Genomic DNA, 16,220 nt, shown 5'->3' with positions numbered 1-16,220 from the left:
AGAATTTAGTCTCCAAAGGGAACTGACGTGCCGAAAATCAAGACCCTGATCGTCGACGATTCACCAACCATGCGGCGTTTGATCCGCAATATTCTTGAACGTGACGAGCGTCTGGAAGTTGTCGCAGAAGCGGAGACAGCCCGAGCTGCGAGAGACGCGGTAAATCGCTTTAGACCCGATGTCATGACGTTGGATGTCGAGATGCCAAATATGAATGGCCTCGAGTTTCTCGAAAGACTGATGCGCCATCGTCCCATGCCTGTCGTTATGGTGTCGACTTTGACTAAGCAAGGGAGCGACACGGCGGTCAAAGCTATGTCATTGGGCGCAGTTGATTGTGTCGAAAAACCACGCGCGGGTGCGTCGAATGACGATTTCAGTGCACTTTCCAACATCGTAGCAGTTGCTGCAGGTGCCAATGTACTGAACGTCAATTCGCGGACGAGTTACACACCAACGCTCTCGGGAAATGAATACAGCAAGATTTGTTTGATTGGTGGCTCCACGGGAGCGGTGGATGCAATCGAGCAAATCCTAAGAGTTTTCCCAGTGGATTGTCCTCCGACCATAATTACCCAGCACATGCCGGAGCACTTTCTCGCCAGTTTTGCCGCGCGGCTAGACACTTTGATGGCCCCGAAAGTACGACTGGCGCGCGAAGGTGATAGTATGGAAAAAGGTCATGTACTAATCGGGCCAGGTGGCCAACATCACGTCAACTTCTCGGGGTCAAAAGTGCCTCGGATCCGTTTGACAGAGGGTCCAAAGGTGTCTGGGCACAGACCGTCCGTGGATTCCATGTTCCGATCCGCTGTTCCATACGCAAAGAATGTTGTTGCGGCTATTTTGACAGGCATGGGCCACGATGGCGCTGCCGGCCTGCGCGAGTTGCGTGACAACGGTGCAACGACGATTGGACAGTCGAAGGAGACTTGTGTCGTTTTCGGGATGCCCCGCGTGGCGGCTGAACTCGGAGGCATTCAATCTTGGTGCGACATATCTGACTTAGGAAAAACTCTTTTGAGAGATGCGTTAAGCCATCGCAAAGTGGGTCCGGTATGAACCAAATCTTCAAAATGCGGTCCTCATGCCCAAGCACATATATTGCACAGGGCGAGTTTGCCATTTCCGCCGAGCCAGGGGCCGTCATTTCAACCATTCTGGGGTCTTGCGTAGCAACCTGTTTGTGGGACCCAGTGATGGCCTTGGGAGGAATGAACCATATTCTTCTGCCGGGGGAACCCTCTGCGAACTCGGATGCGAGTTACTTTGGGGCGGCTGCGATGGAGCAATTGATAAACGCTCTAATTCGCGAAGGCGCGGACAAGAGCCGTTTGCGGGCCAAGGTATTTGGCGGAGCAGAAATGTACCGTGGCCTCACAAAAGCCGGAAACCTGAATGGCGTCTTCGTTTTGGACTACCTCGGCCGTGAGAGAATTACTTGTGAAGCACAAAGCATCGGCGGTTCGCTGGCAAGGCGTGTCGAGTTCTTTCCGCAGTCGGGCGCGGCCCGTCAACGGTTCGTGGAAGACACTCACATTCCTGAGATACGACCAGCAAAGGTTGAAACGAATGATATCGAATTGCTTTGAAGTGTTCCTAGCCTCATGAAAATGAGTGGCCGATTGGGCGTGTACATTTGTGGAAAATGGGCCATTGGATGTGTATCGATCCAATGCGAAAAGCTGCACGTTAACCAGATTAGCGGGCTCCTGCTCCACCTTAACAGGCACGCGATACCCTAGGTGAGCAGGGATTTTTGCAGCGGTATAGATTTAGACTTTGCCAGTGCTCACATCTGCCCCTTCCATCAACCTAAAACCAAGCGACCTCACCTGAATCGTCGGCTGAAAGTGCGAAGGGAGTGTCGACATTGTCAAATAGCTTGTGCGCCAAATGGCGAAGATTGATGAGCTCCGACAGTGCAGAAGTGTCGATCTCTTCAGTCGAGCCATGCGCGGATATATGGCCCATGACCCTCTGCAAGTCGTCCAGCGTCTGATGAAGCCTGTCAATTGCTTGAAGACTACGTTGAACAGATGTTGGAAGAGTTGCGGTTGCAGCAAGGGCGGGCCCCAATGCAATTTGAACTTCCGCGGACAACATCGTTAACGCGATAATTTCGTCCTGAATGCGTTGGACAAGTGTCGTGAGGGGAATGGATGTGGGATTGGCCGCATCGGATATGTGACTAAACTTGTGATTTGCGATCGACATTACAGTTTACCCACAATGGCTTCTATAGCTTGTCGCAGGCGCGGCGGGTCAAATGGTTTTTTAAGGAAGTTGTTCATCCCCAATCGCTTTCCCGTTTCGATGATCTCGCGATCCGCGCGGCCGGTTATGAGCAAAAAACCCACGCCCCGCGTTGCTGCATTAGTGCGAAGAGCATGCAGGAGTTTCAGCCCGTCCATACCAGGCATGTTGAAATCGGAGATCACGAGATGCACAGGCGCACTGGCCATCTTTTGCAACGCTGTTGCACCATCCGCAGCACTTGAGACGTTTCTCACGCCAAATGAATCCAGTGCATTGGTAAGTAGTCCGCGGCTGGTCGACATATCGTCAACGACCATGACTCGAAGTTGGTCTCTCAATGCCATGTTTTTAGCCCCCGATCTTGGGTGTCATTTTGTGTTACGCTTTCACGAGATTTTCCGACCTGGTAGGTGGTTATCCCGCAACTTGTGAATACATCGGATTTGTCGGAGCTTAATCGTTCTGAGTGGCCAAGCATCATCCACCCATTTGGTTCAAGTGCGTGCGCAAATCTGTCGAAGAGCTTAGATTGCGCCGCCGCGTCAAAATAGATAATCACATTTCTACAGAAAATTACGTCAAAACTCTGCTTCATTGGCCAATTGCCATGTAAATTCAACTTGTTAAACCGAATGAGGTTTTTCAGGTTCGCATGGGCTGTCAGGGTCTCGACTCCGCAATCCATCGAGCGATCGAAAAACTTGTCCTTAGTGCTCTCATCAAGTCCAGAGATAAGGGTGCCTGTGTAGGCGCCGCGCCTCGCTGTTTCCAGAACCTCGGGATCAATGTCAGTGGCGAGAATGCGAACGTCCTTATTCGCGAGGCTTGGATCAAACTTGAGAAGGGTGATTGCGATTGAGTAGGCTTCTTGTCCGTTGGAGCAGCCAGCGGACCAGATTCTCAAACGACCATTGCTTTCAAGACGCGGTCGGATTTTGGGTAGGATGACTTCCGTGAGAAACTTGAAATGATGCTCTTCACGGAAAAAATGAGAAACATTTGTCGTCAACGCGGAAATGAATGCCGACATTTCTTCACCGACCTCAGCGTTTTCCAGGTAGTCGAGGTAGGCGTCAAAAGTGGTGATGCGAAGGGCCCTTAACCGGCGTGTGAGGCGCGATTTTATCATCGAGACTTTGGATTTCGAAAGCTGGAGACCCGCTTCGCGTTCGGCGATGCGTGCGATCCGGGCAAATGCCCGATCGGAAATGTCGCTTTCGATTGCACCAGTCAATGGTGTTTGGGCGAGTGCGTTCACGCGGCTTCCTCATCTCGGGGGGGGAATACGGATGCCAAATCCAAGATCCGGATCATCCTGTCGTCCACGACTGTCAACGCAGAGACGAATGTGTGCGCCTGGTCGGCCGCGAGGTCGGGTGGGGGCTGCATTTCGTCATGTGGAATTGCCAATATATCGGAGACTGCATCGACCATTAAACCAGCGGTACGACCGCCAAAATCGACGACAATGATTACGTTTCGCTCCGATTCTACCCCGTTCTCCAATCCCAATCGCGCAGCGAGATCGATGATGGGGAGGACAGTGCCGCGCAAGTTGATGACGCCTTTTACGAAAGACGGTGAATGGGGTAGGGACGTGGCCTTGGCAGAACCCCTGATTTCGCGCACTGACATGATATCAACGGAGTAATCCTGATCACCGACACGAAAGGAAAGCAGTTCGACGGAGTCGGAATCGATGTGTTTGTTTTGTTCTGTCATCGCTAAGCCTCCAAAGCGAACTGCGATTTCGGTGATTTAGTGCGGCCAGATGCCTGACCTACGAGGTCAACAGGGTCCAGTATGAGTGCGATTTGGCCGTCTCCCAAGATTGTGGCTGCTGCGATGCCAGGGACCCGACCATAGCTCGCCTCCAATCCCTTGATGACGACCTGGCGTTGGTCTTCGATTGCGTCGACCACCAGCGCGGCATGGTTGCCGTCTTCCTGTCCAATGAGAAGGACGATGCCGCCGACGTAGGACTCGCAGGGTGTCCGGTAGCCGAGTTCGGCCCCCAAATCCAAAAGCGGGACGAAACCGCTCCTGATTTGCACAACGTGTGTTTCAGGGCCGAGAGCTTTGAGGTCATTGTCGGTTAAGGTGAGCGTCTCAAGGATTGCGTTTAGGGGAACTACCAATGTCTCTCCCGCCACGCGCACGACCATACCGTCGAGCACTGCGAGCGTTAGGGGCAAGGAGATCGAGAATGTCGTCCCTTTCCCTTCCTGAGATGTAATCGTAATCCGGCCACCCAGTGCTTGGATCGCGCTTCTGACAACGTCCATACCCACGCCGCGACCGGAGAGGTTTGATACCTCGGCGGCAGTCGAAAAGCCTGGCATGAATAGTAAATTGTCGATGTCGCTGTCTGACAGAGCGGCGTCTTCAGAAATGAGACCCTTTTCAACTGCTTTTTGGCGGACCCGTGCGCGATTAATGCCAGCGCCGTCATCGGCCACTTCGATCAATATGCGCCCCGACCGATGCCGGGCTGTCAAGGTGACGTGACCCTCTGCAGGTTTGCCTGCGGCCAGTCGTTGTTCTGTGGTTTCGAGCCCGTGGTCGACGGCGTTTCGGATCATATGTGTCAGAGGATCCGCAAGACGCTCGATAACCGTTTTATCGACCTCGGTGTTTTCGCCATCGGTGTGTAAACGCGCGTCTTTCCCAACGGACGCCGAGGATTCGCGGACAATTCGACCCATGCGTTGGAACAGCGATTTGATCGGCTGCGCGCGGATCATCATCACAGATTCCTGAATGTCGCGTGTAAGTTGCTGGAATTCCTCAAGGCCCGTGGAGACGGGTGAATTTGGCTGCAAGCCGGCTTCGGTGACTGATTGGCTCAGCATGGCTTGGTTGATGACGAGTTCGCCGACGAGATTCACCAACCTGTCGATCCGCTCGAGATCGACTCTCACCGTTGCACGCGGCTGGGTGGGGGTGGGCGGTGTCCTTGGTGGTGTTGAGGCGGATGTTTCGTCTTCCGTTTGCGGCGTGGGGGCGTCCGGAGTTGCAACGGTTTCCACTATGGGCGCGGGTTCCGGTCCCTTTGGGGCCTCTACGACCGGTTGGGCAGATGGGAGGTCTTCTGGCGCAGTTGGGGGGGACGGCGCGATGGGTAGGTCCGCCAAGCTGGATTGAGCCATATCTATTGATGATTGATCATCTTCTGCCGGGTTTGCGCCCGACAGGGGGGTGATTACGAGTTCGCACAGGCCTTCGACAAACTCGAAAACTTCAACGACTGCTTGATGATCTTCCTCTGTCGCAACTTCAATGTCCCAAGTCAGGTAAGCGACTTCGGGGTCGAAGTTTGGGAGATCAGGGATCGCGCTGCAATCACAGGTGAGAGTGATATCGCCAAGGTCACGCAGGGCGCGAAGCAGGTAAAGTGGTTCATTTCCAGAGGTGTAGAGGGCGACATGCGGTTTGAAGGTGACGCGAAAGCCACTGCGTGCCTCAGAACCCGCTCCATCGATCGGTTCGGGAAATGGTTCCAAATCCGGCAGGTCGGGTAGATCCGGCAGTCCACCGTCGCCACTAAAATCCAGCGTCAGCGTCGACGGGGTGAAGTCGAGCTCTTCTTCGACCTCTTCTTCAATTCCCACCAACAGTTCGAGTTTTTCCAGGACGGGCGCAGTTACGGCCTCATCCACAGGTTCATCGTCGCGGGCGGCCCTTACGAGATCGCCCAGAATATCCGCGCAGGAAAAGAAGAGGCGGATCGTCTCGGCATTCGGGTGGAACCGTTCGGCGCGCACTTCGTCCATGACAGTTTCAAAGCGATGCGCAAAGGCGACGAGATCATCGAGTCCAAAAGCCCCGGCACCGCCCTTTATCGAGTGGACCGCGCGAAAAACGACATTGACGGTTTCCGGGTCGGTATCTCCGTCGACCATTAGCTGAAGCCCGTCTTGCAGGCTTTCGAGCAGTTCTTCGGCCTCAATAAAGAATGAGGCGCGGATTTCAGCCATCGGGTCGGACATAGGTGCTCCCTATCCTGCGACCATTTGGAGAGCTTTGACGAGTTTGGCCGGATCGAATGGTTTGACGATCCAACCGGTTGCTCCCGCAGCGCGAGCTTTCGCTTTCAATTCGTCTGCACTTTCGGTGGTGAGAACGAGAATTGGCACGCGGCTCCATTTTTCCTCGGAGCGGATCGCGTTGATAAAGCCGAAGCCGTCGAGGCGGGGCATGTTGATGTCGGTAATGATCACGTCCGGCTCGATGGTTTTGAGCACTTCAAGACCGTGTTCGCCGTCCTCTGCGAGGTGCGCAGTGAAGCCGGCAGAGGAAAGGGCGAGGTTCAGCATATCACGCATCGTGCGGCTGTCGTCGACCGCGAGGACTTCGAGGCTCATGTCCATGTCTCCGGTTGGGTCAGGGTTTCGGGTGAAAAGCCGAAAAGGCTGAGCATATCGACACAGCTATCGGAAGCGTTGGCCAAACGCGTTTTCTTGCCGGAACCTGCACGAGTTTTAACAGTCGACAAAATAGCCTGAAGGGGCAGGGTGCCCATATGACGGACCTGAGCCGCATCAAGAACGAGGTCGTCATCGTCGACGGCCCCGATATCGGCGAGCAGCGGAACTACAGATTGGTAGTCGAGGCGGTCGGGGAGTTGCACATGGACTGTCATCCGCGCGCGCCCCATTTACCGAGGGTCATATACATCCGAACAATCCCTTACATCTCCGGTCACGAAAACCTGTGTAAGGGGGAGTGCGTTAAGACGAGGTTACGGGGACCAAAATGGCTTGGGTCCGTGCCAAAATATGCCCCGACTTAAAGACCCGTTTGTCAGATGGTTTTAGGGAAACAGGTGATGGAGGTGCGACGCACAGCCCGTTAGCGCGGCGTAATCGTCTTCGATGACCGATACCGAAAAGTTCTTCATAAAACCGGCAAAGCGACCTTTGTCGCGGAACGCTTCTTTGAAACCGAAACGGTCGAAATAGGGTGTCATAGCGCGCGCAACGCCACCGATGAGGTACACGCCACCGAAGGGCAACTGGATCAGCGACAGGTTGCCCGCGACTGTGCCCAGAACCTTGATGAACAAATGCGCGGCTTCGTCGGCGCGGGGGTCGTTGCCTGCGCTGACCGCCTCCATAATCTCGGCGGCGGACTTTTCGCGAGTGTCGCCAACTTCGTTTCCGAGGAAGAGATAGACGCGCTCAAGTCCCCGTCCGGACAGAACATCTTCGACTGCAGGGAAGCCGTGGGCGGTTTCAACGAACTGGCAGAGGCGCAATTCGCGCTCGTTGCGGATAGGCAGGTTGGCATGTCCGGCTTCGGATGGGGGCACAAAGGACCCTTTGCCAGTGTCGAACACCGGAGCCGCGTTAAAACCAGTGCCGACGCCCACAACGAGGCGGACGGCATTTGATGCCGCTTCGGGGCCTTCGATGACCCGCCGGATTTTGTCATCATTCACATGGCCAATTGCATAGCCCTGTGCCTGCAAGTCATTGAGGATTGCCACATGTTCTGCGTGGGCGGCTCGACGAAGGGTATCGGAGTCGATGGTCCAGTCGAGGTTTGTCATCGTGCCGACGCCATCACGCACGGGTCCGGCGACCGCGACACAGGCACCTTTGCAATCTACATCGCCTTCTTCGGAAATGTATTTGCGCAGCACACTCTCGAGGCCGGGAAAATGGCGGTTCGCATATTTGCGGACCGTTTCGGGCAGCAAAACTGTGCCGTCTGCCAGAGCGACGCGCGTGTTGGTCCCTCCGATATCGGCGACAAGGGAGAGGGTGTTGGCAGGATGCTTGCTCATGGATCAGTCCCGACTCAGGAATTCTTTGAGCATGTGGTAAGAGGCTTTGGGGGTGCGCTTCAAGGTGTCGAAGTCCACATGCACGATGCCAAAGCGTTTCTCATACCCTTCCGCCCATTCATAGTTGTCCAATAGCGACCAGTAGAAGAAACCCTTCAGGTTCGCCCCGTCGTCGATCGACTTTTTCATGGCCGCGAGGTGGGATTTGATGAAATCGCATCTTTCAGGGTCATTGACCGCCCCGTTGAGGATGTGATCCTCCCAAGCCATACCGTTTTCGGTCACATAAATCGGCAGGTCACCGACGTATTTATCTGACATGCGGGTGATGAAGTGGTGCAGGCCCTCGGGATAGACTTCCCAACCCATCTGCGTGGTCGCGCGGTGTCCGGGAACATCGCGGTTCGGGGGCCATGCGGTGGCCGCGGGGTCATGGGCATGAATGTGGCGCGTGTAGTAATTGACGCCGAGCCAGTCGAGCGGTTGGTTGATATGGCTCTTCATATCGGCCTGCCACCCTTTGGGCATATGCGCCTCAAAGCCTTCCATGGCCTCGGAAGGGTAGGTGCCTTTGGTGATCGCCTCGATGAACCAGCGATTGAAAATCGCATCGGCGGTTGCGGCCGCCTTTTGATCTTTCGGGTCTTCAGTCGCGGCTTCGCAATAGTCGAAATTCAACACGATCCCGAGGTTGTCGCGGCCTTTGGCGCGCAGGCGGTTCATCGCCTCGCCGTGGGCTTTGAGAACATGGTGCATGGCGCGGGCGGTGGCACGTATGTCGCGCATTCCGGGCGCGTGGGCGCCGTAGAAGTGCGACAGAAAGGCGACGCACCAAGGTTCATTGATGGTCGCGATCGATTCCATGCGATCGCCGATGCGCCCGTCGATGACCTCGACGTAGTCTCCAAACCAGTTGTGGACATCCGGGTGCGTCCAGCCGCCGAGATCCGCCAAAGCGGCGGGCATTTCCCAGTGGTAGAGCGTTTGGCAGGGCTTGAGGCCGCGCTCCAGAAGAGCGTCGGTCAGACGGTCATAGTAGTCGAGGCCGGCTTCGTTTACCTGACCGCGACCTTCGGGAAGAACCCGGGCCCAGCTGGTCGAAAAACGGTAGGCATCAAAGTTGCCCTCCATCAAAAGGTCGAAGTCTTCGCCATAGCGATGATACTGGTCGCAGGCCCGCGAACCGTCTTCGCTGCGCACCACATTTCCCGGAGTTGCGGCGAAGGTATCCCAATGTGTTGGACCCGCGCCGCCAAACCCGTGTCCTTCGACCTGATAGGCTGCGGTTGCTGCGCCAAACAGAAAACCTTCGGGAAAATCGTTGCGGGTCAAGGTCATAGGCTCTGTCCTTTATAAGGGCGCGACGTTCGGCGGGAACGCGAATTTATTCTCTATCCGGCAATGGACCGGCTTTTGTCGTCTCTACCTAATATACGGGCTTGATAGCAAGGCCAAAGCGCTTTGATACCTAAACCTGCGGGCAGGCTATTCCACGATTGTCGGCTAGGACTGTGGGGCGGGTCCAGTCGTTTCGCCGATGATCAAATCCGCGTCCAGGAGTTCGTGGCGCACCGGCGTAGACGGGTCCGCGATCTTTTGCATCAAGAGTTCGGCGCACATGCGGCCCGCCTGGCGCACAGAGGATCGCGTCGCTGTGTAAATGGGCTCTTTCCCGCCATTTCTGAGGTAGGAGAGGTCGTCGTCGTGAATAATGAGTGACACATCTTTCCCCAAAACGAGCGCGCGTTCGTCGAGCGCGCGTCGGGCCCCGAAAGCCGGAATGATCGAAGATGTCAAAAGTGCTGTCGGCGGTTCGGGCCCGTCGAGGAGGGCGTTCGTGGCGGCATAGCCGTAGCTCTCTGTCATTTCCTCCGCACGGCACAAGGCGGGGTCTTCTTCGATGCCGTAGGCGGCGAGGGCGCGTTTGTAACCCGCCCTACGTTTGGCGGCAAAATCCATGTGCTCCAACCCGTTGATCAATCCGATACGCCGGTGACCGAGATCGAGTAGGAACCGTGTAGCGCGTTCGAAGGCGCGGGTGTTGTTCATGTCGACCCAAGAGTACGAGTCTTCGTCATCGCCACCGGAGCGGCCATGGACCACGAAGGGCATGTTGATTCTGCGCAGCAATTCGATCCGCGGGTCATTGATGGCAGGTCCATGAACAATGACTCCATCGACGGAACCTTTGCTCGCGATTTTGCGGTAGGTTTCTGCTTCCTGATCTACGGGAACGACCGAGATCAACATGTCATAGTTTTCGCGGGAGTAGATTTCGGATGCGCCGGCAAGGAAGTCTGTGAAAACGGGGTTCACAACCTCATGTTCCAGTGACAGGGGGATTACATGGCCGACTGCGTGGCTTCGCCCCGTCGCGAGGCTTCGCGCGCGCGTGTTCGGGGTGTAGTTGTGGTCCTTTGCTGCGAGCATTACTTTTTTGCGCGTGGCTTCCGAGACTTCTGGATAGCCGTTGAGGGCGCGTGACACGGTGGTCTGCGAAAGCCCCAACAGTTCCGACAACTCTTTCAGATTCATGCTCGCCCCTCCCGCATGTGTTCTATTTTGTCGTTGGACAAGACTAGAACGTTTCCCGAGCTAGGGTAAAGCGTATCAACTCGTATCAAGCTTGGAAGCCCGGGATTTAACAGCGTAAACGTTTTAGATAAAAAATCAACGAAATCAGACGCCAAGATTGGGGTCATGTCATTGACACGCACGTCGAACTAGCAGAAGAAATACAGCGATCAAAGCGCTTTGAAGTGACGACTTGTCACGCAGCGCGAGGATTGGATTGATTCCTTATCCCGTGGTGCTACGCTTTCGATCGAAACGAACGCTCTGCCTATGCAGAGCATCAAGCTGGGAGGCTACCAATGAAACATACATTCCTAACCGGCGCGGCCGCTCTTGCCCTCATGGCAGGCGGCGTGCAGGCAGATAATCTCACCATCGCTGGCCCGTGGATCGGTGCCGACGAAGAGCAGGTTCAGAAAGTTCTGGACGTATTCCGTGAGCAGTCCGGCCACACCGTGTCCTACGTCGGTTCCGACAGCTTCGAAACGCAGATCGTGATCGATGCCGAAGCCGGTTCCGCACCAAACATCGCCGTATTCCCGCAGCCCGGCCTTGCCGCCGATCTCGCATCGCGCGGTTTCCTGACGCCGCTTGCTGATGGCACCGGCGACTGGGTTGCTGAAAACTACGCTGCTGGTCAGTCCTGGGTTGATCTGGGCACCTATGCGGGTGCCGACGGCGAAGACCACCTCTACGGTTTCTTCTACAAAGTCGACCTGAAATCCCTCGTTTGGTATGTGCCTGACAACTTCGCGGATGCTGGCTACGAAGTGCCGACAACCATGGAAGAGCTCAAGGCGCTCACACAGCAAATCGCCGATGATGGCGAAACTGCATGGTGTGTGGGTCTGGGATCCGGTGGTGCAACCGGTTGGCCTGCAACCGACTGGGTTGAAGACCTGATGCTGCGCACGCAGTCGCCAGATGTCTACGACAAGTGGGTTTCCAACGAAATCCCGTTCAATGATCCTGCCGTCGTCGGCGCGATCAACGAATTCGGTTGGTTCATTCAGGACGACTATGTGTCCGGTGGTCAGGCAGCGGTTGCTTCCACGGACTTCCGTGATAGCCCCAAAGGCCTCTTCAGCGTGCCTTCGCAGTGCTACATGCACCGTCAGGCATCCTTCATCCCCGCCTTCTTCCCTGAAGGTACGGTTGTTGGTGAAGACGCTGACTTCTTCTACTTCCCTGCCTATGCCGAAAAAGATCTCGGTTCCCCGGTTCTGGGCGCTGGTACCCTTTGGGCAATCACGAGCGATGCACCCGTTGCACATGAGTTCGTTGAATTCCTGAAAACACCTGCCGCTCACGAAGCATGGATGGCGCAGAAGGGTTTCCTGACACCGCACAAAGGCGTAGACACATCTGTGTTCTCCGACCCGACCCTGAAAGCGATGAACGACATTCTTCTGTCCGCCACGACTTTCCGCTTCGACGCATCTGACCTGATGCCCGGTGGTGTGGGCGCTGGTTCCTTCTGGACCGGTATGGTTGACTTCGCCGGTGGCACGCCAGCTGAAGAAGTTGCGGCCGAGATCCAGGCCAGCTGGGACAGCCTGAAGTAAGCAGTCGACCAGATTATCGCGCAATCCGGGGAGTGTTCCCGGGTTGCGCATCCTAGTTTGTATGCAGGTTGCTATCCGAAGTTCGCGTCTGCGCGGCCTTCGCATCGCAACCGACTCCGAAATAGATGAGTTGGGACAGGTTTCTGCGTTCCGGTCGCGATTGAAGGGAAGGATTGGATAATGCATCCAGCAGTATTGGCACTTGTCACGATCGCGGTCGGAGTCGGTGCATGCATCGGCTATTTCTATTTCTCCAACATCATCCTCGATAAATTCATTTTCCCGGCCAAGGGTCCGAACGCAGGGCGCAATATCAACCGCGCCAACATGGTGCGGCCTTGGCTGTTCCTGTTTCCGGCCCTTTTCGCGCTGACGCTCTATCTGGCCTATCCGGTCTTTGAAACGCTTCGCCTGTCTTTGACGGACCGGTCGCAGGGCGGTGCCTTTGTCGGTCTGGACAACTACAGACAGATGGCAAAGGAGCCTAAGTTCTGGGAAGCGATGCGCAACAACATGCTCTGGCTTATTGTTGTGCCGGCGGCATCCACGGCTTTTGGTCTTCTCGTGGCGCAGCTTACCGACCGGATCAAATGGGGTAGTGTCGCGAAATCGATGATCTTTATGCCGATGGCGATTTCCTTCGTGGGTGCGGCTGTGATCTGGCGGCTGGTTTACCACGCGAACCCTATCGACGTTGATCAGATCGGCATTTTGAACGCAGCCTATCTCATGCTGGGCGGTGATGAACCCCAGCAATGGTTGACCAAGCTGTTCTGGAACAACTTCTTCCTCATGATCGTTCTGGTCTGGATCCAGACCGGTTTTGCGATGGTTATTCTGTCCGCGGCGCTACGTGGCGTGCCGGAAGAGACCATCGAGGCGGCCATTGTGGATGGCGCCAACCCGTTTCAGGTCTTCTTTCGCATCAAGGTACCACAGATCATGGGCACGATCGTGGTGGTGTGGACGACAATCACGATCGTGGTCCTGAAGGTCTTTGATATCGTTTTCGCAATGACGAACGGTCAGTGGGAAACGCAGGTTCTGGCAAACTACATGTATGACAAACTCTTCCGCGCCAGCGATTGGGGCGTAGGCTCGGCCGCAGCGATGGTGATCATGCTTCTCGTCATGCCGATCCTCGTGTGGAACGTCTACAATGCCCGTAAAGAAATGAAGTAGGGGCAGGGACATGGATAATATCGCAGGCAGCAAACCAACCCTGACATGGGCCGTTCACATCTCCGTCGCGATACTCGTCGTGCTTTGGATGATGCCCACCGTGGGCCTCCTGATTTCGTCGTTTCGTACGGCAGACCAGATTTCGACATCGGGGTGGTGGAAGGCGTTGTTTCCCCAAGAGCAGAGCATTCTGGTGCGCACCGCATCGTCGGATGACCAGACGCAGGACGGTGATCTGTGGGTGATCGAGGGCAATCTGTTTGCCCAAGAGGGGCTTGAGCAGGGCGAGATTTCGCGCTGGGGCGTTTCATCGCGTGATATTGCCGCCTACGCTGCCGGTGAAACGGCCGATTTGGAAGAAGTTGGCCGGTTGATGGTCGCGCAGAGTGGTGACTACCGGTTTGAAAACGAAGCGCCATTCGAAACTGCACGCGGTGAGCGAATTTACATTACCGCCGTAACACCACCCGAATTCACCTGGGACAATTACCGCACCGTGTTGTTTTCTAGCAATGCGCGCGGCGGGATGGGCAAAGCGTTTTTCAATACGATGACCGTAACCATACCTGCGACGGTGATCCCGATCCTGATCGCGGCATTCGCCGCCTATGCTCTGGCTTGGATGGACTTCCCCGGTCGCGCGCTATTGATCGCGTTCATTGTGGCGTTGCTGGTTGTGCCGCTCCAACTCGCGCTGATCCCGTTGTTGAAGCTGCACCTGCAAATCGGGATAGGCAAAGGATATCTCGGGGTCTGGTTAGCGCATACCGGATTTGGTCTACCGCTCGCGATTTATCTGTTGCGCAACTACATGGTGGGATTGCCCAAGGACATCATTGAAAACGCGCGCGTTGACGGGGCTACGGATTTCCAGATTTTCACCAAGATCATCCTGCCGCTCTCTTTCCCCGCGCTCGCATCCTTCGCGATTTTCCAATTCCTGTGGACGTGGAACGACCTTCTCGTGGCGATGGTCTTTTTGATCGACAGCACGGGGGAGACCACCGTCATGACGCGTCAGATTGTTGAGCTCCTCGGTACGCGAGGCGGCAATTGGGAAATCCTCGCAACGGCGGCCTTTGTGTCCATCGCGGTGCCGCTCGTTGTCTTCTTCGCAATGCAGAAATACCTCGTGCGCGGTCTTTTGGCCGGGTCCGTTAAGTAGAAAGATACCCAACTGACATGAACGTCATTTCAGGAACCGAAAACATGGCCTCGAAATACTCCCGCGACCCCGATTGGTGGCGTGGTGCGGTCATCTACCAGATCTACCCACGCTCCTATCAGGACAGCAATGGCGATGGAGTGGGTGACCTGCTCGGTATTGTGAAGCGTCTTCCCTATATCGCGTCGCTTGGTGTCGATGCGATCTGGATTTCTCCGTTCTTCACATCTCCGATGAAGGACTTCGGGTATGACGTGTCGGATTACTGCGATGTGGATCCGATGTTCGGCTCGCTCGCCGACTTTGACGCGGTGATCGAGACCGCCCATAGCCTCGGCGTGAAGATCATGATTGATCTTGTTCTCAGCCATACCTCCGACCAGCATCCTTGGTTCAAGGAAAGCCGTGCCTCAAAGGACGGCGATAAATCCAACTGGTATGTCTGGGCGGATGCAAAGCCTGACGGAAACCCGCCCAACAACTGGCTGTCGATTTTCGGTGGCCCCGCGTGGCAATGGGACGGCGGACGCATGCAGTATTACATGCACAACTTCCTGACCTCGCAGCCGGATTTGAACTTCCACGAACCCGAGGTGCAAAATGCACTGCTGGACGTCGCCCAATTCTGGCTTGAGCGGGGCGTGGACGGTTTCCGTCTCGACACGATCAACTTCTACTTTTGTGATCAGGAGCTGCGCGACAACCCCGCGCTGCCCCCCGAGAAACGCAACGCCTCCATCGCGCCAGCGGTCAATCCGTACAACTGGCAAGAACATCTCTACGATAAAAACCGTCCCGAAAACTTCGCGTTTTTGCGCAAACTTCGCGCGTTGATGGAGCCCTATAATGCGGCGGCGGTTGGCGAAGTCGGTGATGCACAGCGCGGCCTCGAAATCATGGGGCAGTATACTGCCGGCGATGATCTCATGCATATGTGTTACGCATTTGAACTCTTGTCCGGCGACACGCCTTCGGCAGCCTACGTCAAAGATGTGATGGACAATGTCGCGAAACTCGCCGCGGATGGATGGGCCTGTTGGGCCTATTCCAACCATGACGTCGAGCGGCACGTGTCGCGTTGGCACCTAAATTCAGCCGGCGCGCGCGCGTTCACGACGCTTATGATGTGCCTGCGTGGTTCGGCCTGTATCTATCAGGGCGAAGAGCTCGGCCTGCCCGAAGCGGAGGTTTCTTTTGAGGACCTTCAGGATCCGTACGGGATCGAGTTCTGGCCGGATTTCAAAGGGCGGGACGGGTGCCGCACGCCGATGGTTTGGGAAAAGTCGAACCAGAATGGCGGGTTTTCTGACGCGGGTCGCACGTGGCTTCCGGTAAGCTACGATCATATTCCCCTCGCTGTGAGCGAGGCGGAACAGGATCCCGGCGCCTTGATCCACCATTACCGACGCGCGATTGCATTCCGTCGGGCGCATTCCGCGCTGCGCGTGGGGGAGATGTCCGAACCGACTGTGGAGTCGGGGTGTCTCGTGTTTACTCGTCGCAGCGAGACCGAAGAGATTTTTTGCGCATTCAACCTGTCAGACAGCCCGGCAACGCTCGACGTGCCTGCGGGAAACTGGATGGCGATTGGCACAGAATTGAATTCCGCCTCTCCAATGGAGGACGGCAAATTGCACCTGGGGCCATGGCAGCCCTGCATCATGCTGCGCGAGCAGGGTGAATAGGG

Annotated in this window: 16 protein-coding genes; 6 read left to right on the top strand and 10 right to left on the bottom strand. The window is 55.8% G+C overall.

What is annotated here, in order from left to right:
* Nucleotides 1-27 precede the first annotated feature (27 nt).
* Nucleotides 28-1,062, top strand: a complete 1,035-nt coding sequence (gene cheB / locus ABD815_RS14715; RefSeq protein ID WP_344848387.1) for a chemotaxis-specific protein-glutamate methyltransferase CheB — start codon at nt 28-30, stop codon at nt 1,060-1,062.
* The gene (locus tag ABD815_RS14710) at nt 1,059-1,592 is read left to right on the top strand and encodes a chemotaxis protein CheD (protein WP_344848384.1); all 534 of its coding nucleotides are present in this window, start codon (nt 1,059-1,061) and stop codon (nt 1,590-1,592) included. The genes cheB and ABD815_RS14710 overlap by 4 nt, the downstream gene beginning before the upstream one ends.
* A 223-nt stretch (nt 1,593-1,815) precedes the next feature.
* Here the strand turns inward: ABD815_RS14710 and ABD815_RS14705 are convergent, their stop codons facing one another.
* From ABD815_RS14705 to ABD815_RS14660, 10 genes are all read right to left on the bottom strand, one after another.
* Nucleotides 1,816-2,217 carry a hypothetical protein gene (locus tag ABD815_RS14705; RefSeq protein WP_344848381.1) on the bottom strand — a complete coding sequence of 134 codons (402 nt, stop codon included), beginning with the start codon at nt 2,215-2,217 and terminating at the stop codon, nt 1,816-1,818.
* Nucleotides 2,217-2,603, bottom strand: coding sequence for a response regulator (locus ABD815_RS14700; RefSeq protein ID WP_344848379.1), 387 nt, complete (start codon nt 2,601-2,603; stop codon nt 2,217-2,219). The genes ABD815_RS14705 and ABD815_RS14700 overlap by 1 nt, the downstream gene beginning before the upstream one ends.
* A complete protein-coding gene (locus ABD815_RS14695; RefSeq protein ID WP_344848377.1) occupies nt 2,594-3,517 on the bottom strand; it encodes a CheR family methyltransferase in 924 nt (307 codons plus the stop codon). The genes ABD815_RS14700 and ABD815_RS14695 overlap by 10 nt, the downstream gene beginning before the upstream one ends.
* The gene (locus ABD815_RS14690) at nt 3,514-3,981 is read right to left on the bottom strand and encodes a chemotaxis protein CheW (protein WP_344848375.1); all 468 of its coding nucleotides are present in this window, start codon (nt 3,979-3,981) and stop codon (nt 3,514-3,516) included. The genes ABD815_RS14695 and ABD815_RS14690 overlap by 4 nt, the downstream gene beginning before the upstream one ends.
* Before the next feature lie 2 nt (nt 3,982-3,983).
* On the bottom strand, nt 3,984-6,248 hold the full coding sequence (locus tag ABD815_RS14685) for a chemotaxis protein CheA (RefSeq protein ID WP_344848374.1): 2,265 nt from the start codon (nt 6,246-6,248) through the stop codon (nt 3,984-3,986).
* Nucleotides 6,249-6,257: 9 nt separating this feature from the next.
* Nucleotides 6,258-6,623: a response regulator gene (locus tag ABD815_RS14680; RefSeq protein ID WP_344848372.1), complete on the bottom strand. Its 366-nt coding sequence runs from the start codon at nt 6,621-6,623 to the stop codon at nt 6,258-6,260.
* A complete protein-coding gene (locus tag ABD815_RS14675) occupies nt 6,620-6,901 on the bottom strand; it encodes a hypothetical protein (protein WP_344848370.1) in 282 nt (93 codons plus the stop codon). Before ABD815_RS14675 ends, ABD815_RS14680 begins: the two co-directional genes overlap by 4 nt.
* A gap of 171 nt (nt 6,902-7,072) precedes the next feature.
* Nucleotides 7,073-8,047: a glucokinase gene (locus tag ABD815_RS14670; RefSeq protein ID WP_344848367.1), complete on the bottom strand. Its 975-nt coding sequence runs from the start codon at nt 8,045-8,047 to the stop codon at nt 7,073-7,075.
* Nucleotides 8,048-8,050: 3 nt separating this feature from the next.
* Nucleotides 8,051-9,385 carry a GH1 family beta-glucosidase gene (locus ABD815_RS14665; RefSeq protein WP_344848364.1) on the bottom strand — a complete coding sequence of 445 codons (1,335 nt, stop codon included), beginning with the start codon at nt 9,383-9,385 and terminating at the stop codon, nt 8,051-8,053.
* Nucleotides 9,386-9,550: 165 nt separating this feature from the next.
* Nucleotides 9,551-10,582, bottom strand: a complete 1,032-nt coding sequence (locus ABD815_RS14660) for a LacI family DNA-binding transcriptional regulator (RefSeq protein ID WP_344848361.1) — start codon at nt 10,580-10,582, stop codon at nt 9,551-9,553.
* Between the two features lie 338 nt (nt 10,583-10,920).
* On the opposite strand from ABD815_RS14660, the gene ABD815_RS14655 reads away from it, so the two are divergent.
* From ABD815_RS14655 to ABD815_RS14640, 4 genes are all read left to right on the top strand, one after another.
* A complete protein-coding gene (locus tag ABD815_RS14655) occupies nt 10,921-12,186 on the top strand; it encodes an ABC transporter substrate-binding protein (protein ID WP_344848357.1) in 1,266 nt (421 codons plus the stop codon).
* 180 nt (nt 12,187-12,366) lie between these two features.
* Nucleotides 12,367-13,368: a carbohydrate ABC transporter permease gene (locus ABD815_RS14650; RefSeq protein ID WP_344848355.1), complete on the top strand. Its 1,002-nt coding sequence runs from the start codon at nt 12,367-12,369 to the stop codon at nt 13,366-13,368.
* A gap of 10 nt (nt 13,369-13,378) precedes the next feature.
* Nucleotides 13,379-14,533, top strand: coding sequence for a carbohydrate ABC transporter permease (locus ABD815_RS14645; protein ID WP_344848352.1), 1,155 nt, complete (start codon nt 13,379-13,381; stop codon nt 14,531-14,533).
* Between the two features lie 17 nt (nt 14,534-14,550).
* The gene (locus tag ABD815_RS14640; RefSeq protein WP_344848349.1) at nt 14,551-16,218 is read left to right on the top strand and encodes an alpha-glucosidase; all 1,668 of its coding nucleotides are present in this window, start codon (nt 14,551-14,553) and stop codon (nt 16,216-16,218) included.
* Nucleotides 16,219-16,220 lie beyond the last annotated feature (2 nt).

Source organism: Celeribacter arenosi (assembly GCF_039539485.1).
Lineage (GTDB): Bacteria > Pseudomonadota > Alphaproteobacteria > Rhodobacterales > Rhodobacteraceae > Celeribacter > Celeribacter arenosi.
Note: the sequence above shows the minus strand (reverse complement) of the source record. Positions and strands in the feature narration are given on the sequence as shown.